This is a genomic window from Actinoplanes regularis (assembly GCF_900188005.1).
Lineage (GTDB): Bacteria > Actinomycetota > Actinomycetes > Mycobacteriales > Micromonosporaceae > Actinoplanes > Actinoplanes regularis.
Window position 1 is genome coordinate 1 of sequence record NZ_FZNR01000034.1, and the last position, 22,162, is coordinate 22,162.

Genomic DNA, 22,162 nt, shown 5'->3' on the forward strand with positions numbered 1-22,162 from the left:
CGCCGCCGGTGTGCCGGGCGGCGGAAGTTCCGCCGGTACCGGCGCGACCGCGTTCCCCTCGGCCTCGGCTCGATCGCCCGTTTCGCCGCCGCTGGCACGCGGCGGTGCGGTCACCGATCGCCGGCCCTGATCCTGGTCGAGTGGGTTCGCGTCGATCGCGGTGTCGTACGTCTGCACCGGCGTGGAGCCGGTGAGGATCGACGTCGCGATCTGACCGTGGGTCTCCGGTTTGGACTCGAGCGGCTGGGCGGCCGCCTTCAGGAGTCCGCCGGCCACGGGTTCGTCTCCGGTCGCCGTTCCCAGGAAGGAGCCGTTCACCGGCTCGAGCTCGGGACCCGCGGCGTGCGCGGCGGCGCCGGTGAGCAGCCAGGCCGCCCCGGCCAGGCCGCCGATGACGAGTGAACGCAGGACCCACCGGGAACCGGCACGTCCGGCGCGGCGCTCCAGCCGCCGCTCCGCCCCCTGGCTGCGGGCCGGCATGAGCATGGAGCCGCCGAAGGTGCAGGAAACGGCACCGGACGCCGCGCGCGTCGTGCGCTCGACCCTCCAGCCCGGCATCGGACCCACCCCTCGTCGTCGGCCTCGCATTGATGTTCCGGTTCTCCCGGAACAGGCGATGTCGGCCACTCGGTATTGGTAACGAGGTTGGTGATCGGAAAGTCACGCGAGCGAATTGTGAAGATCGCGTAAATCGAACGTGAGCGGAGAAAGGCTGAACGGTCAGTCCGGCGAGCGGTTGGCGGGCCGGCTGCGTCGCGACCGCGTATTGACGTCGCCGTATGTTCCCCCGGACCCTGTAAAGGGGCCGAGCATTGGAGTGGGACATGGCGGCTGCTTCCCCGGCGACCTCCCGGTGGGTCCGGGCGAAGTTGGCGGTGCCCGTGATCGGCGGCCCGCTGGCCTACATGCACGACCCGCTCACCCTGATGCGCCACCTGTACGCCCGCTACGGACCGGTCGCCCCGGTCTCGATGCCCGGTCGGACCACCTTCTTCGTCCTGGGCCCGGACGCCTGCGGCGCTGTGCTGCAGAACGGGGAGCGGGCCTTCGTCAACGGCTGGGAGTTCCTCGTCGGGCCGTTCTTCCAGCGTGGCCTGATGCTGCTGGACGGCGCGGAACACCGGCGGCATCGGCGCATCCTGCAGCAGGCTTTCACCCGGGAACGGATCGAGTCCTACACCGCCGCCCTGGGGCCGGCGATCGCCGACGAGCTCGACGGCTGGCGGCCGCGGGCCGCCTTCCCGGCGTACCCGGCGCTCAAGCGGTTGACCCTCAACCTCGCCACCCGGATCTTCATGGGCGGTCACCGGATCGCCGATCCGGCCGAGCTCGGCCGGATCAATCAAGCGTTCATCGACTGTGTGCAGGCGGGAGGGGCGCTCCTGCGGGTGCCGGTGGCGGGCAACAAATGGCACCGGGCGACGCGTGGGCGGGCGGCGCTGGAGCAGTTCCTGACCGGCCAGCTGCCGGCGGCGCGGGAGGCGTCCGGGGACGACCTGTTCTCCGTGCTCACCCGGGTCCAGGACGAGGACGGTACGCGCTTCGGCGACCTGGATGTCGTCAACCATATGATCTTCCTGCTGATGGCGGCGCACGACACGTCGACCTCGACGGCGTCGACCGCGCTGTATCACCTGGGCCGTGACGACGAGTGGCAGGAGCGGGTCCGCGAGGAGGTGCTCGCGCTCGGGCCGGATCCGACCGTGCGGCAGCTGAGCGAGCTGCGGGATCTGGACATGGTGATCAAGGAGTGTCAGCGGCTGGTCGCGCCGGTCCCCGTGGTCGCCCGGCGCGCGGTCAAGGACACCGAGGTGGCCGGCGGCCGGATTCCCGCCGGCGCCCATACCGCGGTCTGCCTGCAGCTCTCGCACCACCTTCCGGAGTACTGGAGCCGGCCGGAGGTCTTCGACCCCGAACGGTTCGCACCGGAGCGCGCGGAGGACCGTTCGCACCGCTTCGCCTGGACGCCGTTCGGTGGCGGCGTCCACAAGTGTCTGGGCATGGCGTTCTCCGACCTGGAGGTGCGGACGCTGCTGGCGCGGATCCTCGCCCGGTTCCGCTGGTCCGTTCCACCGGACTACGTTCCGCCGATGAGCAACGTCTCGTTGCCCTATCCCAGGGACGGGTTGCCGATCGACCTCCGGTCGCTGCCGGTATCCGCGAGCCGGCGGAGCCCCGAACGGTGATGCCGGAGCTCCGCCGACCGGCTGCATCAGCCCTAGAGGTTGACGGAGATCGTCAGCTTGGCCACGTACCCGGCCGAGACCGAGCCGGTGACGGTCGCCATCTCGCGCGCCGCCAGGTCGTCGCCGAAGACCATGTCGCTGGCCAGAGTGATCCGGCTCAGGTTGGTGACGCTCGAGGAGTATCCGGTGGCGCTGGAGTACACCGTCTGTGACACGTCCTTGGGGAGCGCGATCTGCGAGGTCTTCCGGATCGGCCCGGATCCGCTGGTGGCGGCGGCCAGCGACGAGTAGACCTCGAAGTGGATGTGCGGCCAGCGCCCCGAGTAGCAACCCGGGAAGATGCTGGTGAAGGTGGCCACGCCGGACGAGTTGGTCACCTGGATGCCGCGCAGGTAGTTCTCGTTGGTCACGCCGGACGAGTACAGCGAGTAGCGGCCGGCCCGGTCGCAGTGCCAGGCGTAGATCGCCGCGCCGGAGACGAGGCCGCAGGCCAGGTTCTGCACGGTCAGCGAGAACTGCAGCGGGACGCCCGGCGCGGTCGTCGTCGAGGTGCCGAAGCTCGAGCGGATGTCGCTGCGGACGATGCCGGACTTCACGCGTACGTCCGGGCCGTTGGAGCCGTCGGCCGGGTAGGGTCCGGCGGTCTCCGACTCGACCTCGGCGAGGCACGCGGCGGCGACCGCGGCGTCGGCGCTCCCGGCGGCCAGCGTGCCGCCGACCACGGCGGCGGCACCGACACCGCCGGCGACGGAGAGCATCCGCCGCCGGGACATCGTCGGCAGGTCGAACTGCAGCCCCTTGTCGTGTACCTCGCGTACGTAGGCGTCGTTGTCTTGCATGTCTCCTCCTCGCGGATGGGGGATTGAGGACGGCGATGAGCAAAACATCGAAACCTATGAATGACCTGTGGTTGATCTCCGTGCGCCGGTCGCGGTCTCATACCGGTTCGGTCATAACCCCGAACCACCATCCGGTACGACCATTCGGGCCCCGTCCGCAGGCCTCTCGGCCGAGCCGGCGTGCCGGTCCCGCGCGGCCCGGTGACCTGACTCAACGGGTCAAGCGCAGGAGTTCCTTTCCGGCGGCGTCCAGCAGGACCAGGGTTCCGCCGTCGAGGCCGGCGCGGCGCGTCTGCCTCAGAAACAGGCCGATCGGGACGCTGTCACAACCGACCAGGGTCTGGACGCCGTCGACGGCCAGCAGCGCTCCGCCGGGACCGGCCACCCAGCCGCCGCTCTGACCGTTGCACCCGTCACTGCCCTCCCAGCGACCACCGGCCCGGAACTCCGCATGGGCCTTCGTGGTCCGGCCCGCGGGCCGCCACGTGCCGAGCAGATTCGAGGTCGTGACGGGGGTGAGACCGGCCGGCAGGGGCACGGCGGCGGCGCCGAGCAGCTGCCGGGACTTGTCGGTGACGGTCGGGCGGCCGGTCATCGAGGAGTCCATGTTGGACCGAGTCGCCGGGACGGCGCCGGCCAGCAAGCGGGTGACCACCGTGCCGCTGTCGTCCAGCAGGAGCCGAGAGGCTCCCTCAGCGCGGTAACCGGTGATCCGCGACAACCACTCCGGCTGGACCTCCGCGGCGGAGGTCGGTTTGTCGGCGGCCGCGCATCCGGACTTGCCGTGCTCGGTGCTGAAGGTGCTGATGGAGCCGACGAACTGGCCGGTGTCGTTGGCCCGCCAGCTGCCGAAGCGGTCCACGCAGCGCTGGAACAGGCCGAGCTCGCCGTCCCCATCGACGCGGAGCACCGTGCCGGCCGGCTGCCCGTCGACCTTCCAGAGGCCGATCAGCGCGATCGGGTCGGTTCGTACCGCCGTCTCGCTGGGAGAGGTGGCGGGGGCCTCGGCTGGTGCCGGACCCGCGCAGCCGGCCAGGAGCACCCCGCAGAGGGCCGCGCCGGCCAGTCGTACTCGCATGAAGATCTCCATTGGGGTTCGACGTGAGCGGCGTCGTGCGGGTTCCGGTCGTTGTGAATGGATCTTGGGGGACGTAGCATGTCCCGCCCGTTCCGCGGCCGTGGCCGCGAACGTCTCAGCAGCTGGTTGTCCCCAAAGGAGGGTTCGTGTCCGAAAGCCCGTGCCGCGTCTGCCGGGGTGCTGATCCTGAACACGGCCCGCCGGGCCCGGGTCGCGCTCCTGCCGGACCCCGATCGGCCGGCCAACGACCGCACGCTCGACCCGGGCAAGCCGCTGCTGGACCGCACCGCGGCCTACGGCCTGCTGGTTCCCGCGCTGCTCATCATCTACGTGGCCGTCAACGCCAGCCACTCCTGACCGGCGTACCGCCGCTACAAGATGATGCAGGCTCGGTGTCGGAGCAGGTCCTCCGCCAGCTCGTCGATCCCTGACGCGGCGCCGACGGCACGCAGAGCCTCTGCCACCGTGGTGCGTACGCTCTCGCCCGGATCGTGGTCGCCGAAGGCGGGAAGGGCCATCAGCAGGTGTTCAGGTCTCCGGGGCAACAGTCCCCACGGAAGGCCGGAGCCGGCACTTCGCTGATGGGCCTCTTGCGCGTCGGTGTCGAGCACCCAATCGATCCCCGGGTCATCCGGCAGGTTGCATACGACCAGGTACATGGCCCCGTTCGTGAGGGGAACGGTGAACACCGGCCACTGGTCGGGCTGCTCGAAGCGGTCGAGGTAGACATCCAGATCCGCGAGATCCGCACCGAAGGCGTGCGGGGCTGACCGTGCCATGCCGACCTGAAGCAGGAACGCCGGCCAGAAGAGCTCGTCAGTCGTCCAGCCACTCGCGTCGACCAGCGGCGAGGAACCCAAGGGCGGCTGAAAACCGTCCAGGTAACCGGGAATGCGCACAACGCAGTTTAGGTCGCTGGGACCGTCCCGCCGCCGAGTCGCCCGATTGGGGCATTGCTCAGCCGTTCGTCGATCGTTCCCTGCCGGATCAGCCCATCGCCGCCCGCTCACGGCACGGGTTGGGACTGGTGCGGCCGGGTGTGACCGATTGGGGCCCGGCCGCCGACCAGCCCCGACGTCCCGATCCGTGGAGTTCGCACGATGTCGTACGACCCGCACCAATACCCGCCGACCCGGCAGTTCGAGCCGGCCCCCTATCAGCCACCGGCCTACCAGCCGGCACAGGCCTTCCCGCCCCCGCCGCCGATGCAACCCGGATGGCAGCCCGGGCAACCGGTGGCGCCGGTGCCCGCCTTCCCGCCACCGCCCGGTTCGAGGGGTAGGAAGGGGCCGGCGATCGTCATCGTGGCCGCCGCGGTTCTAGCGATTTGTGTGGGCGCGGTAGTCGCTGACGACGACGCCGATCCGTCGAGCAGTGCCGCGGTGACCCCGCCGGAGACCACAGTCGCCAGAGCGAAGGCCGCCCCGGAGAAGAAGACGCTGGAGAAGGCTCCCGAGACCACCACGTTCGACGTGGCGGTCGGGTCGACCATCACCAGCCGGGACGGTAAGGACGTGCAGACGGCGACCCTCCGGTCGGTGAAGACGTTCAAGAAGGGCTGCAACAGCCTGGACGTCAATCCGGAGCAGGGCCTGTACGTGGTCGTCGACGTCCTGGTCACACAGAAGGCCGGCAGCGGAACGGTGAATCCGCTCGACTTCGAGTTCGTCGCCGAGGACGGCACGACCGCCAACGCACTCTCCAGCGTCTTCTCCGGTTGTGCCGAACCGTCGCTGACCGCCTCCGATCTACGTCCCGGGCAGAAACGGGCCGGGAAGATCGCCTTCGACGCGGGGATGAAGGCCGGCGCCGTGGAATGGTCCCCGGGCGGGTTCGGCTCGGACACCGTCGGTTCATGGGCGACGAGGTAGCGACCTCACCCCGCACCCCCGGTGCGGCGTCAAGACGCGCCGTGCCGGTCGATCAGGTCATGACGATCGAGAAGGCGTCCTCCCGGACGTCGGTGTCGGGATGCGACCGCAGCGCCAGGACCAGGTCGTGCCACCGGCCGGCCCAGCCGTAGTCGGCGCCGGCCCGGACCAGTCGCGTGGCGAACAGGCCCCCGGCCAGATCACCCCGCCAGGCCAGGCTCTCGATGATGTTGTGCAGGAACACCGGGTCGCTGAACGCCCGGTCGTCGCGCAGCCGGGCGCCGACCCGCTCGGCGGTGCGTACGGCGGTCACCGGTCGCCCGGCGCAGAAGTCGGCGATCTCGATCAGGTTGTCCAGGCGTCCGAGATTGATCATCGCGGCCAGGGCGGCGGCGCGGTATCCCGGTCGGCCGGCCAGGTCCCGCATCGCGGCGATCAGGGCGGACCGGGCGCCGCCGGCCGGGAGCGAGCGAGCCAGCACCGACACGCCCTGCACCAGGAGCTCGATCCGTCGCCGGGCCGGGAGGTCGGTGCCCGGCTTCACGTCCGGTTCCGGCGTCGCGGCGAGCCGGGTCAGCGCCTGGTCGAACGCGGTGTCGCCGCCGGAGCGCAGCAGGGCCGCGACCGCGATGCTCGCCAGGTTCTCGTCCAGATCGGTGAGACGGTCCACGACCAGGTCGGTGACGTCACCGGCCCAGCGGGACCACTCGTGCAGCCGGGCGAAGGCGGCCCGGCGGATCTCCCGGTCGTCGGCCCGGCAGGCCGCGGTGACCAGCGTGGCGTACCGGGGGCGGTGCCGGGCCGGGATGGCGTACGCCCAGGTCTCCAGGACGGCCTGGCGTTCCTCACGGTCACCGGCGACGGCCCGGTCGAGGACGGTCCAGCTCGGGTCGGCGTCGAGCCGCTGCCGGGCGGCGCCGACGACCGCTGTCCGGACGTCGCGGTGCTGGCCGGCTTCGGAGTAGACGGTGAGCAGCAGGTCCATCGACGCCGGTGGGCCGTAGCGGGCCAGGATCCGCACGGCCTCCTTCCGGCTGGTCACCTTGACGCGCGGTGCCGAGGGCGCCTCGGATGCGGTCAGCAACGCGCGGAAGGGCGCGACCAGGTCCGCGGGCGGGATGTACTTGGCGGCGCGGGCGGCCGAGTACATGGCGACCCGGGCGCGATCGTCGCCGGCATGGGCGAGCAGGTGGGGCAGGGCCAGGTCCGGGCGGTCGGTGTGGACGAGGGCGGCCAGTGCGGCCTCGGCGACCCGGACCTGTGCCGCGCCGATGTGCCGGAGTATCAGTTCCCGGCCGGGGTCACCGACCGGCGCGGCCCGGTGGATCGCGGCGATCCGCTGATCGAGCGGGGCGCTCGCGTCGGTGAGAGCACGCTCCTGCAGCGCCACGTAGGTCGCCTGTTGCCGGGGCAGCCAGCGTTGCGCCCGCTGGGAGCGGCCACCGGTCCACACGGCCTTGCGGTCGGCGAAGCGGCCTTCCGGGCGGCGGGTGAGCACCTCGTCCAGCAGGTCCGTGCGCCGGGTCGCGATCGTTCGCCAGACCACGTCGAGCAGCACCGCGGACGGGTCGGCCGCCAGCACCTCGGCGACCCGGCGGTCGCGCTCGCGCGGGTCGTCGAGCCAGCGGCTGATCGCGATCGTCGCCACCCACGGTGTGGTGCCCTCGATCGCCCGGCGCAGCAGGTCCTGCAACTCGGGCAGGCGCCACGCGCGCGGGCCGAGCGCGTCGGTGAGGGCGAAGAGCGGGGCGTAGCGGCCGCGGGCCAGGCCGGCCTCGACCCAGCCGCGGAGCCGGTCGAAGACCATCGTCTCCTGGCCGCGGGGCAGCACCCGATCGAAGCGATGCAACGTCGGCGTGGTCGCGGCGGTGCTGAGCAGGTCGATGGTGAGCAGCGCCCACTCGCGCAGCTCCGGGACGTCGACGTGGTGCCGCAGGGTGTCGGTGGCGAGCCGGCTCAGCGCGGCCGTCGTGCCGGTGGAGGCGTCCCGGGCCTCCACCGCGTCCGTGGTGATCGCGGTCAGGTCGGCCGCCGCGGCGGCGGTGAGCAGGCGGGACACCTGGGAGAGGGCGACCAGCGCGGCGGCGCGCACCGGATCCTGCTCGTTGCGCAGACGGGTGAGCCGGGTGATCACCGTGGCCACCGCCGCCGGATCACGGGACCGGCCGGCCGCCGCGGTGAGCCGGGTGTACGCCCGCGCCCGGGTGCCGGCGTCCCCGGCACGCAGCGCGGCCTCCTGTGCCGCGGCCGCCTCCGGCCACTCCAGGTACGCGCTCAGGTCGAGGGTCCACTCCTCGTCCCGGCGGACCCGGTCGAGCCCGATCAGCCGCCGCGCCTCCCGGGCCCGGTCCGCGGCCGGCAGCAGCTCCAGGACGTCGTACGCCGGCATGAACCGCTCGGTGTCGACGTCGGCCAGTGCCGCCTGGTAGATCGCACCGCGCCGGGCCGGCGGCAGCACCCGCAGCAGCGGCGCGAGCGACGGCAGCCGGCGGGCCAGCGGCGTCAGCTCGTGGTCGGGAAGCACGGCGAGCCGGCGTAGCAGACCCGGGGACAGCTTGGCGCTCCGCAGCCAGCCGGCCCGGCCCGGCGTGGCGAGCAGGCGGGTGACCCGGGCGGGGGAGTGCTTGGCGAGCGGACCGTAGTCGTCCAGGAAGCCCGGCAGCGAGCTCTCCGGCGCGAAGCGGTCCAGCAGGTCGAGGGCTTGTTCAGGGGCGAGGGCCAGGACCGCCGGGGTCAGCCGCGCCCACTCCCGGACCAGCGAGTCCGCCGGGGCGGCGGCCAGCACACCGGTCGCGTAGTCGGCGAGCACGTCGGGAAAGCGCCGGGCGATCGTGACGAGGCGGGTCGCGTAGGCGAGATCGGGCAGCGACTCCCGTACCGTCGAAGGGCCGCAGGCCGGCAGCAGCACGGCCGCCTCGTGGTCGCCGAAGTGTGCCCGGACCTCACCGAGCAGGGCGTCCGCGAGCGCCGGGACCGGTGCGGCCCGCAACGTGCGGTAGATCCGCCGCCGGTCCGCCGCGGCCAGTTCGGTGATCTTCCCGGGAAGCCGGCCGGCTCGTAGCGCCGCGGTGCGCGCGGCCGACCGCAGGTTCGGCAGCGGATCGTGGGTCGCCGCGTCGATGGCCGCCCGGTCGTCGACCACCAGCGCGGCGACCAGCGCGAGATGCCGCTCGTAGCCTCCGCCGGCCCGCAGTTCGGCGCAGACCTCGGCGCGGTCCGGCGCGGTCCGGGCCCACGCGGCGAGGTGGCGCATCCGCCGCTGGTACGGCAGGGGGTCGAGCGCGGCCAGCAGGTCCCCGGTGGTGGTTGGCATGTCGCTCATGTCATCACACGGTGAGACCGATGGTCACCATGTTATTGGCACCGTCGCGTTTTGCCTGCTGAAGGGCGCTCAGCGGTACGGCGGGAACCTCCCCGCCAGCGACGACGGCGTGGGCGCCCCGGCGAGCCGCTCGTACGCCGCCGGATCGGTGATCAGCCGCCAGGTGTGGAACTCCTGCCGCCCCGCCCCGAACGCCGCCTTGTACCGGAACAGCGTGTCGTCCACTCCACCCACCCCGCCACCCAGGTGGTAGACCCGGTTGCCGCGTTCCCGCCCCCACAGTCGCACCTCGTGGTAGAGCAGCTTGTCGGCGTGGAAGATCGGCGCGTCCCGGGTGGACTGCAGGTGGGTGTGCATGATCCCGTCGTACTCGAAGAAGAGGTTGCCGCCGAGGACCTCGCCCTCGCGGACCGCCGTGGCCAGGTGGAGATGGGGGCGCAGCCCGTCCCGCAGCCGATGGAAGTGTTCCCGGGCGAAGAAGTAGAAGTCGCGCGCGCCGACCCGGTGCATCGTCGCGTGGTACGTGTCGATCCACGCGTCGAACAGCGACCAGTCGTCGAAGACCACCTCGACGCCGGCCCGCCGGGCCTTGTTCACCTGGTTGCGATGGCTGCGGTGGGTGTCGGCCCAGAGCTGCTCGGCGGTGCGGGTCAGGTCGATCGAGACGGTCTCACCGTGGCTGACGACGGTGCCGGCGGTCTCCAGCGAGACCCGCGGCGCGGGCAGCAGCGGATGCAGCCGGACGAACGTGGTGACGACGCCGTGCGTGCTCAGCAGGTCGACCATGGCGCCGGCGGCCCGCGCCCAGAACCCGGTGTTGACCGGTGCGACGTCACTGACCGGGCCGGGGTATCCGTACGGGGAGATGGCGTCGGTGAGCCCGGTCTCCGGCACCGGGCGCAGGATCAGCGGCAGGAGCAGGACGTGGTCGGCCTCGTCGTAGCGGAACGCCGCCGGGCTGCCACCGGTGAGCCGGGCGTCCAGCCGGGCGTAGCCGGGGAGGTGGTAGATGTCGTGCCGGGTGCGGTCCAGTGCCTCGGCCCAGGCGGTGTCGTCGGGTTCCAGCAGGGCACCTTCGGCCATCGATCCTCCTTCTCATCCGGTCGGGACGGCCGCGCTGAGGTGCCGGGCCGGCCGCCGCCGGGCCCGGTGCCACCGTCGTGCGCTCAACGTCCAGCGCAGCATCGTGCGCGGGACGGTGCCCTGGGTCGACATGTGCAGCAGGTACCGCCACGCCGGATACTCACCGCGACGATCTGACAGGGCGTACGAGAATCGCTTGGCCGGCAGCTCCGCGTACTCCGGCATCCGCTCGAACCAGGCGCTGCTGGCGTGCGCCGCGCGTTGCAGCGGGGCGAGCGCCACCTTCCGCCGATGCTCGTACTGTTCCAGCGCGGCGGCCAGCGCCGCGCTGTCGGCGAACCCGTCCGCGACGGCGTCCGCCAGCGCCATCGCGTCCTGCATCGCCAGCTTGGTGCCGGAGCCGATGGCGAAGTGCGTGGTGTGGGCGGCGTCGCCCATCAGCACCACGTTGCCGTGGTCCCAGCGTTCGGCGGTGACCCGCCGGAAATTCAGCCAGCCCCGCCCGGCGTCGTCGAGCGGCCGGCCGTCCAGATGGTTCTTGAAGATCTCCTGCAGCCGGGCGTTGCCGGCCGCGGAGTCCAACCGGCCCAGGCCGAGACCGGTCCAGGTCTCCGGGGTGCATTCCACGATGAACGTGCTGGCCCCGTCCGCGAAGGGGTAGGCGTGGTACCAGATCCAGCCGGCCTCGGTCCGTTCGAAGCCGAACGTGAAGGTCCGGAAGACGTGCGGGGTGCCGAGCCAGATGTACTTGTTCCGGCCGGTCTCCACCGCCGCGCCGAAATGCTCCGCGTGCCGGTCCCGGAGCCGGCTGCCCGCGCCGTCGCACGCCACGATCAGGTCGGCCGGCGGCAGCGCGGACGGGTCGGTCAGCTCGTCCTCGTAGCGGACCACCACGCCCAGTTCGCGGGCGCGTTCGCCGAGGATCTCGAGGAGCTTGTGCCGGCCCAGGCTGAAGCCGTACCCGCCGAGATGGGTGACCGGTTTACCGGCCGCGCGCACCTCGTACTCGTCCCACTTGTAGGCGGCCGCCCAGATCCGGGCGGCGCTGACCGGGTCGTACCGGAACAGGTCGTCCAGCAGGTCGTCCCAGAAGACCACGCCCCAGCCGTAGGTGACGCCGGCCCGGTCGCGTTCCAGGACGGTGATCTCGCGGGTGGGGTCGGTCAGCTTCGCCAGTACCGCGAAGTACAGGCCGGCGGGGCCGCCGCCGACGCAGGTGATCCGCATGGCATGCACTCCTCATCGGTAGGAGGGGAAGGTGCCGGTCAGGTCCGCCGGATCGGCGCCGGGTCTGCGCTCCACGACCAGCCGGTCGTACGCCGGACGGTCCGTCACCACCCGCCAGGTGTGGAACGGGTGACGGCTCGGGGAGAACCCGGCCTTGTAGGTGAAGAGCGAGTCGTTGCTGCCGCCCTTGCCCCCGCCCAGGTGGAACACCTCGGCGCCACGCTCCTTGCACCAGCGCCGCACCGAGTCGTAGAGCAGTTCGTCGGCGTACCGGCCGCGGGCCCGCCGGGTCGACGAGACGTAACCGGTGGCGATTCCGTCGTACTCGAAGAACGTGTTCCCGCCGACCACCTCGTCGCCTTCCAGGGCGACCGCCAGGTGCATGCGGTCCCCGACGGCGTCGTGCAGGGCGGCCAGGTGTTCGTACGTGAAGAAGTAGTAATCGGCCGCGCCCACCCGCCGCATGTTCTCGTGATAGACCTCGACCCACTCGGCGAGCCGGTCCCAGTCGTCGAAGACGACCCGGGTGCCGGCGCGTTTGGCCCGGTTGATGTGGTTGCGGTGGTCACCGCGGGTCTGCCGCCACATCTCGTCGACGCTGACGGTCAGGTCCATCGAGACCGTCTCGCCGTGCCGGACCAGCGCGCCGGCCTCGCCGAGCACCGGCGACGGCGGCTTCAGCAGCGGGTGCATCCGGACGAACATCGAGATCACGCCGGCCTCCCGGAGCGTCTCGGTGAGGGCCGCGCAGGCCGCGCGCCAGAACGCGGTCTCGTGCGGCGGGGCATCGCTGACCGGACCGGGGTATCCGTACGGCGACAGGGCGTCCCGCAGTTGTGAGCCCGGGATCTCGCGGACGATCAGCGGGACCAGCAGCCGCCGGGCGCCCTGCTCGAAGTGGAACGCGGTCGGCGCGCCGCCGTACAGCCGGGCGTCGAGGACGACGTAGTCGGGCACGTGGTACATGTCGTGGTCGACGTGCGCCAGCGTCTCCTTCCACTCCCGGGCCGCCGGGTCCAGAAGCGATGCCGTCATAAATGTCTCCTCACCCGCGCAGGATCTTTGCGTTGAGCGCCATGTTCGCGGCGAACTGGTCGTTGACCACCTGGTACGACTCCAGGCGGTGCTGGAGGATCGGGTCGTAGCGGCCGAGCTTCACGAAGCCGTCGGCGATCCAGCCGTTGTCCCTGCCGGTGCCGTCCACGAACTTGCGATACGTGGTGCCACCCGGCCAGATCACCTTGTCGAGGAGGCTGCAGAACGCGGCCATGTCCGCCGGGGTCCAGGTCGACCCCTGGTCACGGGCCTCCACGACGTACGCCATCACCCCGTTGCCGTGCCCGACGTCCTGCCCGGGCCGGCGGGTCGAGCCCCACACGTCGCTCCAGAAGTACGCGGTCGGCTCCACCGGGCTGCGCGTCATCTGGTTGTGGATCTGCGCGCCGATCGTGTTCAGCACCTGCCTGTACCGGGTACGGCGGCCGGCGTCCGCGGTGATCCGGCCCAGGTTCAGCGCGATCAGCGCCCAGTGCGCGGCCATGTGCGTGCGCTCGCGGTAGATGGTCTCGGCGGCGCCCCGGGCGTACCACTTCTCGAAGAGGTTGACCTCGGCGAAGGAGAGCAACTTGTCGTACCGGGCGCGGTAGCCGGCGTTGCCGTACACCCCGGGGGTCTGTCGCATCACGACCAGCAGTTGGGTGGCGTACCGCCAGAAGTAGCTCTCGTAGAGCGGCACCTCGTCGCCGCCCTGCCCGGACTTGCTGGACGCCCAGCCACGGTAGCGGTCCCGGAACGTGCTGCCGGCCAGGGAGGTGGACGGCGCCGACGACGCCACCACGTTCTCGACGAAGGTCAGCGCCCGGTCCAGGTACCGCCGCCCGCCGGTGGCCCGGTACATCGCCACGTTCGCGTCCAGGGTGTACGCCAGGTCGTAGTGGTCCTGGCTGTCCCGCGACCGGCTCATCGGCTGCGCCGTCCGGGCCTGGTAGTCCCAGCTCTGCTCGAAGATCCCGCTCCAGTGGCTGACCGCCTGGATCCGCACGTTCGACGACGCGGTCACCGGTGGGCGGTCCGGCATCGGCTTCGCGCTGCACGGCCGGGCCGTGCTCTCCGCCACGGTCGCGGCCACCACCGAGCCGACGCCGAGCAACAGCAGCGACCGTCTCTGCAAAGGGGAATCCGGGAACTTCACAGTCCTACCGCCTCTCGCTCACGGGCGGGTCCGGCGGCCGGAAATGTCCCGACCCGCGTAACCGTGGCTGCCGCGGCCATCGCAGCGAAGATCCAGAAGAGCCGGGCGTCGTAGTAGTCGCCGGAGAACAGGCTGCTCAGCGCCACGAAGACGGCCGCCGCCACGGCGAGCCCGGTCAACTGCGGGCGGGCGCCGCCACCGTGCACGGTCCTGGCCCAGAGGACGACCGCGCAGGTGAGCAGGCCGAGGCCGATCAGCCCGCCCTCGGCGGCCACCGCCAGCACGTAGTTGTGTGGGTACTCGACCATCTGGTTCACGCCGATCAGGCCGTAGAAGCCGTCCAGCCCGGCGCCCGCGACCGGATGATCGACCGCCATCCGGATGGCCGCCGCCCAGATGTCGGTACGGTCGGAGAGATATTGTTCCTGCACGGTCTGTTCAACGAACCGCTCCTGGAACAGGCTGGTGAATGCCGGTGGAGCCGAGAACCAGATCACGATCGTGGCGGTGACCAGGAAGATCCCCGCGGCGACCACCGGGCCGGGCTTGAGCCGCCCGCGGATCTTCCAGAGCGCGCCGAGGCCCACCGCGCCGCCGGCCATCAGCCCGGCCCGTGACCCGGAGAGCACCGCGGCCAGCAGGAACAGCGGGGTGACCAGCAACGGCAACCATCTGCGCTGGCACATGAAGAGCGCGATCGCGCTGATCACGCCGAGGATCTCGATCCGGACGAAGACGTTCGGGCCACCGCCGAACGCCGAGTACCGGCCCTGCTCGCCGGGGCCGTTGATGAAGATCGCGGCGAGCGCGAAGACGATCGCGGCCACGAAGAACAGCTGGAACGTGTACCGGATCGCCCGGTCCGGGTCGCCCAGCGTCCAGTAGTAGAAGGCCAGCGTCAGCACGCCGAGCAGGATCAGGTCCAGGGTCTGCGGGCCGGTCCGGGACGCCGGCGGTGCCCACAGCGCCGAGGCGATCTGGAACAGGAAGAACAGCAGGGTGGCGATCAGCCAGCCCTCGCGGCGGCGCGCTCCCCGCAGCCCCGGGCGCAGGGTCAGGTCGACGACCAGCACGACCAGGGCTACCACCAGGCCGACCACCCGCAGGTCCACCCAGGCCAGATCGGGAAAGCCGGCCCGGTCCAGGGTGAACCGGCCGCCGATCGCGATGAGCACGAGCAGCAGGCCGGGGGTCAGCAGGATGCGCGGGTCACGCATCGGTCTTCTCCTTCGCCACGCGGCTCGCGATCAGGGCGAAGAGCAGGCAGGCGCCGTACCCGGCGAGCGAGCCGTAGGCCGCGCCGAGGATGCCCATCCGGGGGATGAGCAACAGGTACACCGCGAAGCTGACGACGAAGCCGGTGATCTCGGCGACCGAGACCAGCCCGCCGTGCCCCTTGGCGATCAACAGGCCGAGGGTCACCCGGGAGACCGCGTACAGGCCGGCGGCCACGACCAGGGGCAGGACGACCACCCGGGCCGGGGCGTACTGGTGGCCGAAGACCGGGACGATCAGCAGGTACAGGGCGCCGGCCACGATCGGGACCACGACCAGCGAGTAGACGGCGGCGGCCAGCACGATCGGCCCGGCCTGCAGGCCACCGTCGTGGTGCGAGGCCCGCCACCGGCCCAGGCGGGAGTCGGCGTAGGCACGCAGGGGCCAGGCCAGCAGCTCGGTCATCGTCGCGACGCTGGTGTAGAGCCCGAGCGCGGCCGTGGAGGCGAGCGCCGGGATGACCAGCCGGTCCACCCGCAGCATCGCCATGTTGGAGATCGCGGCCGGGAACAGGGCCAGGCCCTCCCGGCGGACCTGCGTGTTCAGCTCGCGGCGGACCGGGACGGCGTCCGGGTTCACCGGCAGCCGCAGCCAGATCGCCAGATAGAGGACGGTGGGCACGGCGCCCGCGAACAGGTAGGCCAGGAACCACAGCTCCGGGTGGTGCTGGTGGGCGATGAACAGGCCGATCAGCATGGCCAGCAGCAGCACCGACTCGATCACCCGGCAGACCATGAAATCCCGGACCCGGCCCACCGCGATCGCGACCGCCCGGCTGGCCAGCGCGGCCGCCTCGATCACGGTGTACCAGGCCAGCATCGCGACGATCACCGGGCCGGGATTGTGCCGGTGCGGCGCGACCACCGTGTAGAGCACCGCGCCGGCCAGGCCGACCGCCACCGGCAGGAGCAGCAGGCGGCCGTACGCGCGGACGGCGGGCCCCGGCGCCACGTTGTGATAGCTCGCCACGAAGCTGCGCTCGGTGCCCAGCAGCAGCACCTGGGTGGCCAGGTACACCACCTGGAGCAGGAGCGCGACCTCGCCGCGGTGGGTGGGGGTCATCGAACGGACCATCAGGATGTTCGCGGCCATCGCCACCGCGCCGGTCAGGACCTGCGAGGCGAGCAGTTGGACGTACGGTTCGCGGAGTTGCCCGCGTACGAACGCAAGAGGGTCGGGGCGGCGTGACGCGAGTCCCGCCGCGGCGGGTGGGTCCACCCGGAGCTCATTCACCTTCCTTCGGCCCCTCCGGCTTTTCAAGCTCCTTCTCGTCGGCAGCGGCCAGCGCGGCCTTCACCACCCGGGCCCGGCCCCGGACGACTCCGTTCGGCGACTGGGGCACCGGCGGGGTGCTGACCGGGGCCGGATCTTCCGGCTCGTCCAGCGGGATCAGCAGCTCGGGTGAGGAGACCTCGGTGGCGGCCGCCCAGGCCTGCCCGGTGGGAAGCTTGCGCGGCAGGGCGTTGAGGACCGCGCCGGCCAGCTTGGCGCCGATCTTCTCGAGGAGCTCCATCGAGCGTTCGACGTCCGCTGTACGGGTCCGGTTGGCGCGTACCACCAGCAGCGCGCTGTCGGTGACCTTGCCGAGCACCGCGGCGTCGGCCGGCCCGTTCAGCGGCGGCGCGTCCACCAGCACCACGTCGAAGCGTTCGGTGAGCGTACGGACGGTGGCCGGCAGCCGGGGCGAGGCGAGCAGCCCACCCGGATCCGGCACCTGCTCGCCGGCCGGCAGCACGGTGAGCCGCCCGTTCAGCGACTCGCACAGCACGTCCGGGACCTGCGCGGTGCCGGAGAGCACCTCGGCCAGCCCCGGGACCGGGTCCAGCGAGAGATAGCGGCCCACCCCGGGGGTACGCAGGTTCGCGTCGACCAGCACCACCCGCGCCCCGGTCTCGGCCAGCGCGATCGCCAGTCCACAACTGACCGCGGTGGTCCCCTCCTTACGCCCCGGACCGGCCAGCAGCAGTGCCCGTCCGCGCGGGCTGCCGCGCCGGCCGTCGGTCACCCCCGGCAGCAGGCTGCGCAGCCGCCGGAACGCCTCGGCGAGCGCCTGGTCCGGATGCTCGCCCCGGCCGTTGCGGCCGTCCAGCGAGATCACCCCGACCGTGCCCAGGCCGAGCCGGCGCAGGTCGTCCTCCTCGGCGACGGTCCGGCCGACGGCCTCCCGGATCGCCACCGCGATCGCGCCGATCAGCAGGCCGAGGACCGCGGCGAAGCCGACGTTACGGGCCAGGTTGCCGGGCTCCCTGGTGGTCTCGGCGTCCTGCAGGATCGAGATGGACGGGACCGGACCGCCGTCCGGGCTCGCCGGGGTGATCTGCTTGGCGAGGTTGACCAGCACCGACGCGGCGGTGGTGACGATCGCCCGGCTCCGCGCGGCGGACGCGTCGGTCGCCGAGATCTCCAGCAGATCGGTGCCCTCGCTGACCTGCGCGGAAAGGCTCTTGCGCACCTGCTCGGCGGTGACCTGCTCCGGACCCAGCTTGGTGACCACGCCCTGGGCCACCCGAGGCCCGGTGAGCAGGGCGATGTACGAGTTGAGCCGGCGTGCCTCGGCGTCCGGGTCGCCGGTGCCCGCCGAGACGAACAGGATCATCGACGACTTGTAGGCGGGCTTCGCGGTGAGCGTCAGGCCCGCTCCGATCCCGGCGGCCACCAGCACCGGGATCAGCAGCCACAGCCACCGCCGACGGCAGGCCCGAACGTATGCGCGCAGTTCCATGGATCTCCCGTCTCAGGACCGCTCGGACTTCACGGTCCGGCGGCCGGCCGACCTGTCGAGCACGGCCTCGAAGCGCTCGAAGAGCAGGTCCCGGGAGAACTCTTCGACGGCCAGCCGGTGCGCGGCGGCGCGGGCCTTGACCAGCCAGTCCTCGTCCCGGGCATGGGTGGCCAGGACGTCGCCGGCGGCGTCCGGGTCGTGCGGGTCGAGCACCAGTCCCGCCCCGGTCCCGGTGAGCAGGTCGGCCTGCCAGCCGCCGTAGTTGATGGCGATCGGCCGGGCGGCGGCGAGGGCGTCGAAGAACTTGTTCGCCGAGTTGTCCCAGAGCCCGCGGATCGGCCGGACCATGCTGGTCGACATGGTCGCGGCGCCGAGGATCACCGGCAGCTCGGACTTGGGGACCTTCTCCCACATGCGTACGCTCACGTCGAGCAGCCCCAGTTCGGCGGCGAGCCGCCCGGTGCTCTCCCACTCCTTGCCGTGCCCGACGATCAGCACCTGGACGTCCGGGTCCAGCTCGCGCATCCGGGCGGCCGCTCGCACCAGGTAGTCGACGCCGTTCACCGCGCCCAGGGCTCCGGTGTAGACGATCAGCGGCCGGTCGCCCAGCCACCGGTGCTCCGCCCGGAACCGCTTGATCCGGGCCGGGTCGACGGCGAAGAGGTCCAGATCGGCGGCGTTCGGCACCACGGTGACCGGGGTGCCGGGCCGGCGCTTGGTGACCCCGGCGGCCATGCCGGGCGAGAGCGCGATCACCTCGGAGGCGTTGCGATAGGCGAAGTTCGCCAGCGCGCCGGCCAGGCCACGGGCCACCGGGTTGCGCAGCGCGCCCATCTCGATCGGCACCTCCGGCCACAGGTCGCGGACCTCGAATACGAACGGCACCCGGCGCAGCCTTGCGGCGAGTACACCGGGCACCGCGACGGTGAGCGGCGTGCTGGTGGCGAAGACCAGGTCCGCGCTGAGCCGGGACGCTCGCGCCGTGGCGAGCACCATGAACTCGGCGAAAGCGCGCAGCCGCCGTGCATAGGACATGTGGTTGTTGTAGGGGACGCGGAACCAGTGGACGTTCACCCCGTCCTCGTGGGTGACCTTCCAGCCGATGTCACGCTCCCCGGGGGTGATGTCGGTGGTGATCACGTCGACGGTGTGCCCACGGGCGACCAGGCGCCGGGCCTGTTCGTACGAACGGATCCCCCCTGCCATCCCCGGGTTGCAGTAGTACTGGTGGATGTAGACGACGCGCATCCGCCGTCACCCTTTCTGCCCGGCGGCAACCGAGCGGACGGCGGCCACGACACGTTCCCGGTCGTGCCCGGTGAGGGCTGAACCGCTGGGCAGGCACAACCCGCGGTGGAACAGGCCGGCGCTGACCGTGCCGCCGCGCATCACGCAGTCCTGGTACGCCGGTTGCAGGTGCATCGGCTTCCAGGTCGGCCGCCCCTCGATGTCCGCCCGCTGCAGCCCGGCCAGGATCTGGTCACGGGTGGCCCCGAACTTATCGGCATCGATCAGCAGGCAGGTCAACCACCAATTGGGTACGCCGTAATCGGCGACCGGCAGGAAGCCGACCCCCGGAAGGTCGCCGAGCGCCGCCCGGTAGTGGTCGAAGGTGGCCTTCCGCGCCTCGATCATCCGCGGCAGCCGCTGCAACTGGCCCCGGCCGACGGCGGCGAGCAGGTTGCTGAGCCGGTAGTTGTAGCCGACCGTGCGGTGCTCGTAGTGCGCCACCGGCTCGCGGGCCTGGGTGGACAGGTGCCGCACCTGCTTGGCGACCGAGTCGTCGTCGGTGACCAGCATTCCGCCACCGCCGGTGGTGACGATCTTGTTGCCGTTGAAGGAGAGCACCCCGGCCAGCCCGAACGAGCCGGCCGGCCGGCCCCGGTAGGTCGCGCCCAGCGCCTCGGCGGCGTCCTCGATCAGGGGTACGCCGTACCGGTCGCAGGCGTCCAGGATCGGGCCGTAGTCGGCGCACTGGCCGTACATGTCCACCGTGATCACCGCGCGGGGCAGCTGACCGCGGACGGCCCGGCCGCGCAACTCGTCGGCGAGGATCTCCGGGTCGACGTTCCAGCTCTTCGGCGTGCTGTCCAGGAAGACCGGGCGGGCGCCCAGGTACATCACCGCGTTCGCGGTCGCCGCGAACGTGAACGAGGGGGCCAGTACGGTGTCGCCGCGCCGCACCCCGGCCGCGATCAGGGCCAGGTGCAGCGCCGCGGTCCCGCTGCTCAGCGCCACCGCGTGCCGGACACCGACCAGCTCGGCACACCGGGCCTCGAAGGCGTCCAGGTCCGGGCCGACCGGCGCCACCCAGTTCGAGTCGAACGCCTCCAGCAGCAGCTTGCGTTCGACGTCGGTGACGTCCGGCGGGGAGAGGTAGATCCGTGGCTCAGTCATGGACCCGGGTCCGCACCGCCATGATCGGCCACGCCGGGTGCAAGCCCTGCCGGCAGATCCACATCGGTGAGTCGCCGGCGTGCATGGCCGGGCGCAGGGTGGTGGCGAAGCTGCGGTAGCCGGCCTGCTGGGCCGCGAGCACCTCGCGCTCGGTGAAGTCGACATTGGGATAGCCGTACGGCGCGGCGAAGTCCAGCACCTCGACCCCGAGCTCGTCCTCGATCTCCTTCTTGGAGTCCGTCAGCTCGCGCCGTACCTCGGCGTCGGTCTGATCGGCCAGCCGGTGATGGGTGCTGGTGTGTGAGCCGAAGCTGAATCCGGCGTCCCGGATCTCCCTGCAGTCCGCCCAGGTCAGGTTCCCGGGCCGGCCGACCAGGCCGGTGGTGAGGAAGAAGGTGGCGGGCGTGGCCAGCTCGCGCAGGATCGGGGCGACCACCTCGCGCCAGCTCGGGTGGCCGTCGTCGAAGGAGAGGCAGAACATCGGGCCGGTCAGTGGCCGCTGACCGGCGAGCACCGCCAGGGCGTCGTCCCAGCTGATCATCGGGCCGAGCCGGCGCAGGGTGCGCAGGTGACGGCGCAGATCGCCGGCGTACTCCGGCAGGACGTCGTGGTAGAACGGGAAGTACAGGCCGGGCGCGCTGGGCAGGCGGCGGAGCAGCCCGGCCGGGGCCAGCACCCGGCCCTGTGCGCGTGGCCGGGCTCGGAGGCGGCTGCGCAGGCCCAGTTCGTTGAGACGTCGCTTGATCGCCGTCGGCGGCTCCATGCCATTACCTTGGCAAATGGATAGTGGCGTGCGGCAGTAGCAATTGTCACCCTGAACACGAAAAGAATTCATGTCAATTCTCGAATGGCCCGATCAGGTCTTGCGGAATGACCGGACGGCGGGGCATCATCCGCGTTCGACGCCTAATTCGATCGGGGGCGAACGGATGCTTCGACTACAGCGGGTGGAGCCGGCTCCAGCCCTCCACGCCGACCGCGCCACCTACCGGGACCGCCTCATCTTCCACACTCCGGAGTGGCTTGCTTTCGTGGCCGAGTGTCAGCGCGCCGAGCCGGTGCTGGCCACGGTCAGCGACGACGGAGTCACGGTCGGACACTTCACCGGCCTGCTCACCCGGCGCTACGGACTGCGCATCCTGGGCAGCCCGATGGCCGGCTGGACCACGTCCTACCTGGGCTTCAACCTGCTCCCCGGGGTCTCCCGGCGGAACGCTGTGCAGGCGCTGACCCGGTTCGCGTTCGACGACCTCGGCTGTGCCCACCTCGAGGTGCGCGACCGCGGTGCCACCGAGGCCGACCTGGCCGGCCTGGGGTTGCGCTGGGACGCAGCGCCGACCGCGGTGATCGATCTGAACCCGGACGAGGACGCGCTCTTCGGAGCGATGACCAGCGCCTGCCGTCGTAATATCCGGAAGGCCGCCAAGTCGGGGGTGACCATCGAAGAGGCGGATGCCGATCCCGCATTCGCCGACGAATTCTACGACCAGTTACGCGACGTTTTCGCAAAACAGGATCTGGTTCCGACGTATTCCGTGGAACGGGTGAAGTCGTTGATCCGACACCTTGCGCCGGTGGGCCGGATCAGCCTGTTGCGCGCCCGGGACGCCGACGGCCGGTGCATCGCCACGGCGGTGCTGCCCTGGTACCACCGGACGATGTACTTCTGGGGCGGCGCCAGTTACCGCGAACATCAACACCTGCGGCCCAACGAGGCGTTGATCTGGCACGCGCTGCGGTCGGCCCGGGCACGCGGGGTGACCGAATTCGATTTCGTCGGCGGCAACGCGTACAAGGCGAAGTACGGCACCACCGAGGTCGCCGTGCCGTGGGCCCGGCAGTCCCGGTCACCGCTGGTCGCCAAGCTGCGTGACACCGCGAAGCAGGCGTACGCGCTCAAGCAGCGCACCGCCGCCCGCCTGACCCGGTTCAAGGACCCGGCGACCGCGGTGGGCACATGATCAAGGGGTG

At 71.5% G+C, this 22,162-nt stretch carries 19 protein-coding genes; 4 read left to right on the forward strand and 15 right to left on the reverse strand.

Translation table 11 applies throughout. From position 1 onward, the window contains the following. Nucleotides 1-558 (reverse strand): hypothetical protein (locus CHC09_RS42130; protein ID WP_218827192.1); only part of this gene is annotated, 558 nt, incomplete at its 3' end. Nucleotides 559-824: 266 nt separating this feature from the next. Here CHC09_RS42130 and CHC09_RS42135 point away from each other — a divergent pair. Then, a complete protein-coding gene (locus CHC09_RS42135) occupies nucleotides 825-2,186 on the forward strand; it encodes a cytochrome P450 (protein WP_089298883.1) in 1,362 nt (453 codons plus the stop codon). Between the two features lie 32 nt (nucleotides 2,187-2,218). Here the strand turns inward: CHC09_RS42135 and CHC09_RS42140 are convergent, their stop codons facing one another. Both CHC09_RS42140 and CHC09_RS42145 read right to left on the reverse strand, forming a co-directional pair. Then, a complete protein-coding gene (locus tag CHC09_RS42140; RefSeq protein WP_089298884.1) occupies nucleotides 2,219-3,025 on the reverse strand; it encodes an intradiol ring-cleavage dioxygenase in 807 nt (268 codons plus the stop codon). A 211-nt stretch (nucleotides 3,026-3,236) separates the two neighbouring features. Next, the gene (locus CHC09_RS42145; protein WP_143232892.1) at nucleotides 3,237-4,103 is read right to left on the reverse strand and encodes an META domain-containing protein; all 867 of its coding nucleotides are present in this window, start codon (nucleotides 4,101-4,103) and stop codon (nucleotides 3,237-3,239) included. Nucleotides 4,104-4,280: 177 nt separating this feature from the next. Between CHC09_RS42145 and CHC09_RS42150 the strand changes: the two genes are divergently transcribed. After that, the gene (locus CHC09_RS42150) at nucleotides 4,281-4,460 is read left to right on the forward strand and encodes a hypothetical protein (RefSeq protein WP_089298886.1); all 180 of its coding nucleotides are present in this window, start codon (nucleotides 4,281-4,283) and stop codon (nucleotides 4,458-4,460) included. A 14-nt stretch (nucleotides 4,461-4,474) separates the two neighbouring features. Here the strand turns inward: CHC09_RS42150 and CHC09_RS42155 are convergent, their stop codons facing one another. Beyond that, complete coding sequence (locus CHC09_RS42155) at nucleotides 4,475-5,002, reverse strand: hypothetical protein (RefSeq protein WP_143232893.1); 528 nt, start codon at nucleotides 5,000-5,002, stop codon at nucleotides 4,475-4,477. A 201-nt stretch (nucleotides 5,003-5,203) separates the two neighbouring features. Here CHC09_RS42155 and CHC09_RS42160 point away from each other — a divergent pair, with 201 nt between their 5' ends. Beyond that, complete coding sequence (locus CHC09_RS42160; protein ID WP_143232894.1) at nucleotides 5,204-5,974, forward strand: DUF4352 domain-containing protein; 771 nt, start codon at nucleotides 5,204-5,206, stop codon at nucleotides 5,972-5,974. 52 nt (nucleotides 5,975-6,026) lie between these two features. Here the strand turns inward: CHC09_RS42160 and CHC09_RS42165 are convergent, their stop codons facing one another. From CHC09_RS42165 to CHC09_RS42215, 11 genes are all read right to left on the reverse strand, one after another. Continuing rightward, complete coding sequence (locus CHC09_RS42165) at nucleotides 6,027-9,296, reverse strand: hypothetical protein (RefSeq protein WP_089298889.1); 3,270 nt, start codon at nucleotides 9,294-9,296, stop codon at nucleotides 6,027-6,029. Between the two features lie 69 nt (nucleotides 9,297-9,365). Then, complete coding sequence (locus CHC09_RS42170; protein ID WP_089298890.1) at nucleotides 9,366-10,379, reverse strand: GNAT family protein; 1,014 nt, start codon at nucleotides 10,377-10,379, stop codon at nucleotides 9,366-9,368. 12 nt (nucleotides 10,380-10,391) lie between these two features. After that, nucleotides 10,392-11,606 carry an FAD-dependent monooxygenase gene (locus CHC09_RS42175; protein WP_089298891.1) on the reverse strand — a complete coding sequence of 405 codons (1,215 nt, stop codon included), beginning with the start codon at nucleotides 11,604-11,606 and terminating at the stop codon, nucleotides 10,392-10,394. Between the two features lie 12 nt (nucleotides 11,607-11,618). After that, on the reverse strand, nucleotides 11,619-12,641 hold the full coding sequence (locus CHC09_RS42180) for a GNAT family N-acetyltransferase (protein ID WP_089298892.1): 1,023 nt from the start codon (nucleotides 12,639-12,641) through the stop codon (nucleotides 11,619-11,621). 10 nt (nucleotides 12,642-12,651) lie between these two features. After that, entirely contained in the window at nucleotides 12,652-13,776 is a 1,125-nt protein-coding gene (locus CHC09_RS42185; protein WP_239138879.1) for a hypothetical protein, read from the reverse strand. A gap of 17 nt (nucleotides 13,777-13,793) precedes the next feature. Then, nucleotides 13,794-15,014, reverse strand: coding sequence for an O-antigen ligase family protein (locus tag CHC09_RS42190; protein WP_089298894.1), 1,221 nt, complete (start codon nucleotides 15,012-15,014; stop codon nucleotides 13,794-13,796). Beyond that, nucleotides 15,007-16,290 (reverse strand): lipopolysaccharide biosynthesis protein, encoded by a 1,284-nt coding sequence (locus CHC09_RS42195; protein WP_089298925.1) that lies wholly within the window; start codon nucleotides 16,288-16,290, stop codon nucleotides 15,007-15,009. The genes CHC09_RS42190 and CHC09_RS42195 overlap by 8 nt, the downstream gene beginning before the upstream one ends. 7 nt (nucleotides 16,291-16,297) lie before the next feature. Then, the gene (locus CHC09_RS42200) at nucleotides 16,298-17,794 is read right to left on the reverse strand and encodes a tyrosine-protein kinase domain-containing protein (protein WP_089298895.1); all 1,497 of its coding nucleotides are present in this window, start codon (nucleotides 17,792-17,794) and stop codon (nucleotides 16,298-16,300) included. 12 nt (nucleotides 17,795-17,806) lie between these two features. Further along, the gene (locus CHC09_RS42205) at nucleotides 17,807-19,042 is read right to left on the reverse strand and encodes a glycosyltransferase family 4 protein (RefSeq protein ID WP_089298896.1); all 1,236 of its coding nucleotides are present in this window, start codon (nucleotides 19,040-19,042) and stop codon (nucleotides 17,807-17,809) included. A 6-nt stretch (nucleotides 19,043-19,048) separates the two neighbouring features. Next, nucleotides 19,049-20,191, reverse strand: a complete 1,143-nt coding sequence (locus CHC09_RS42210) for an aminotransferase class I/II-fold pyridoxal phosphate-dependent enzyme (RefSeq protein ID WP_089298897.1) — start codon at nucleotides 20,189-20,191, stop codon at nucleotides 19,049-19,051. Beyond that, complete coding sequence (locus tag CHC09_RS42215) at nucleotides 20,184-20,954, reverse strand: polysaccharide deacetylase family protein (RefSeq protein ID WP_089298898.1); 771 nt, start codon at nucleotides 20,952-20,954, stop codon at nucleotides 20,184-20,186. The genes CHC09_RS42210 and CHC09_RS42215 overlap by 8 nt, the downstream gene beginning before the upstream one ends. Before the next feature lie 184 nt (nucleotides 20,955-21,138). On the opposite strand from CHC09_RS42215, the gene CHC09_RS42220 reads away from it, so the two are divergent. Next, nucleotides 21,139-22,152, forward strand: a complete 1,014-nt coding sequence (locus CHC09_RS42220) for a lipid II:glycine glycyltransferase FemX (protein WP_239138880.1) — start codon at nucleotides 21,139-21,141, stop codon at nucleotides 22,150-22,152. Nucleotides 22,153-22,162: the final 10 nt, after the last annotated feature.

Excerpts from the sequence above, each read along its gene's own strand:
- CHC09_RS42135 (WP_089298883.1), top strand. The coding sequence starts at position 825 with ATGGCGGCTGCTTCCCCGGCGACCTCCCGGTGGGTCCGGGCGAAGTTG.
- CHC09_RS42140 (WP_089298884.1), bottom strand. The coding sequence starts at position 3,025 with ATGCAAGACAACGACGCCTACGTACGCGAGGTACACGACAAGGGGCTG.
- CHC09_RS42145 (WP_143232892.1), bottom strand. The coding sequence starts at position 4,103 with ATGCGAGTACGACTGGCCGGCGCGGCCCTCTGCGGGGTGCTCCTGGCC.
- CHC09_RS42160 (WP_143232894.1), top strand. The coding sequence starts at position 5,204 with ATGTCGTACGACCCGCACCAATACCCGCCGACCCGGCAGTTCGAGCCG.
- CHC09_RS42165 (WP_089298889.1), bottom strand. The coding sequence starts at position 9,296 with ATGAGCGACATGCCAACCACCACCGGGGACCTGCTGGCCGCGCTCGAC.
- CHC09_RS42170 (WP_089298890.1), bottom strand. The coding sequence starts at position 10,379 with ATGGCCGAAGGTGCCCTGCTGGAACCCGACGACACCGCCTGGGCCGAG.
- CHC09_RS42175 (WP_089298891.1), bottom strand. The coding sequence starts at position 11,606 with ATGCGGATCACCTGCGTCGGCGGCGGCCCCGCCGGCCTGTACTTCGCG.
- CHC09_RS42180 (WP_089298892.1), bottom strand. The coding sequence starts at position 12,641 with ATGACGGCATCGCTTCTGGACCCGGCGGCCCGGGAGTGGAAGGAGACG.
- CHC09_RS42190 (WP_089298894.1), bottom strand. The coding sequence starts at position 15,014 with ATGCGTGACCCGCGCATCCTGCTGACCCCCGGCCTGCTGCTCGTGCTC.
- CHC09_RS42200 (WP_089298895.1), bottom strand. The coding sequence starts at position 17,794 with ATGGAACTGCGCGCATACGTTCGGGCCTGCCGTCGGCGGTGGCTGTGG.
- CHC09_RS42205 (WP_089298896.1), bottom strand. The coding sequence starts at position 19,042 with ATGCGCGTCGTCTACATCCACCAGTACTACTGCAACCCGGGGATGGCA.
- CHC09_RS42210 (WP_089298897.1), bottom strand. The coding sequence starts at position 20,191 with ATGACTGAGCCACGGATCTACCTCTCCCCGCCGGACGTCACCGACGTC.
- CHC09_RS42215 (WP_089298898.1), bottom strand. The coding sequence starts at position 20,954 with ATGGAGCCGCCGACGGCGATCAAGCGACGTCTCAACGAACTGGGCCTG.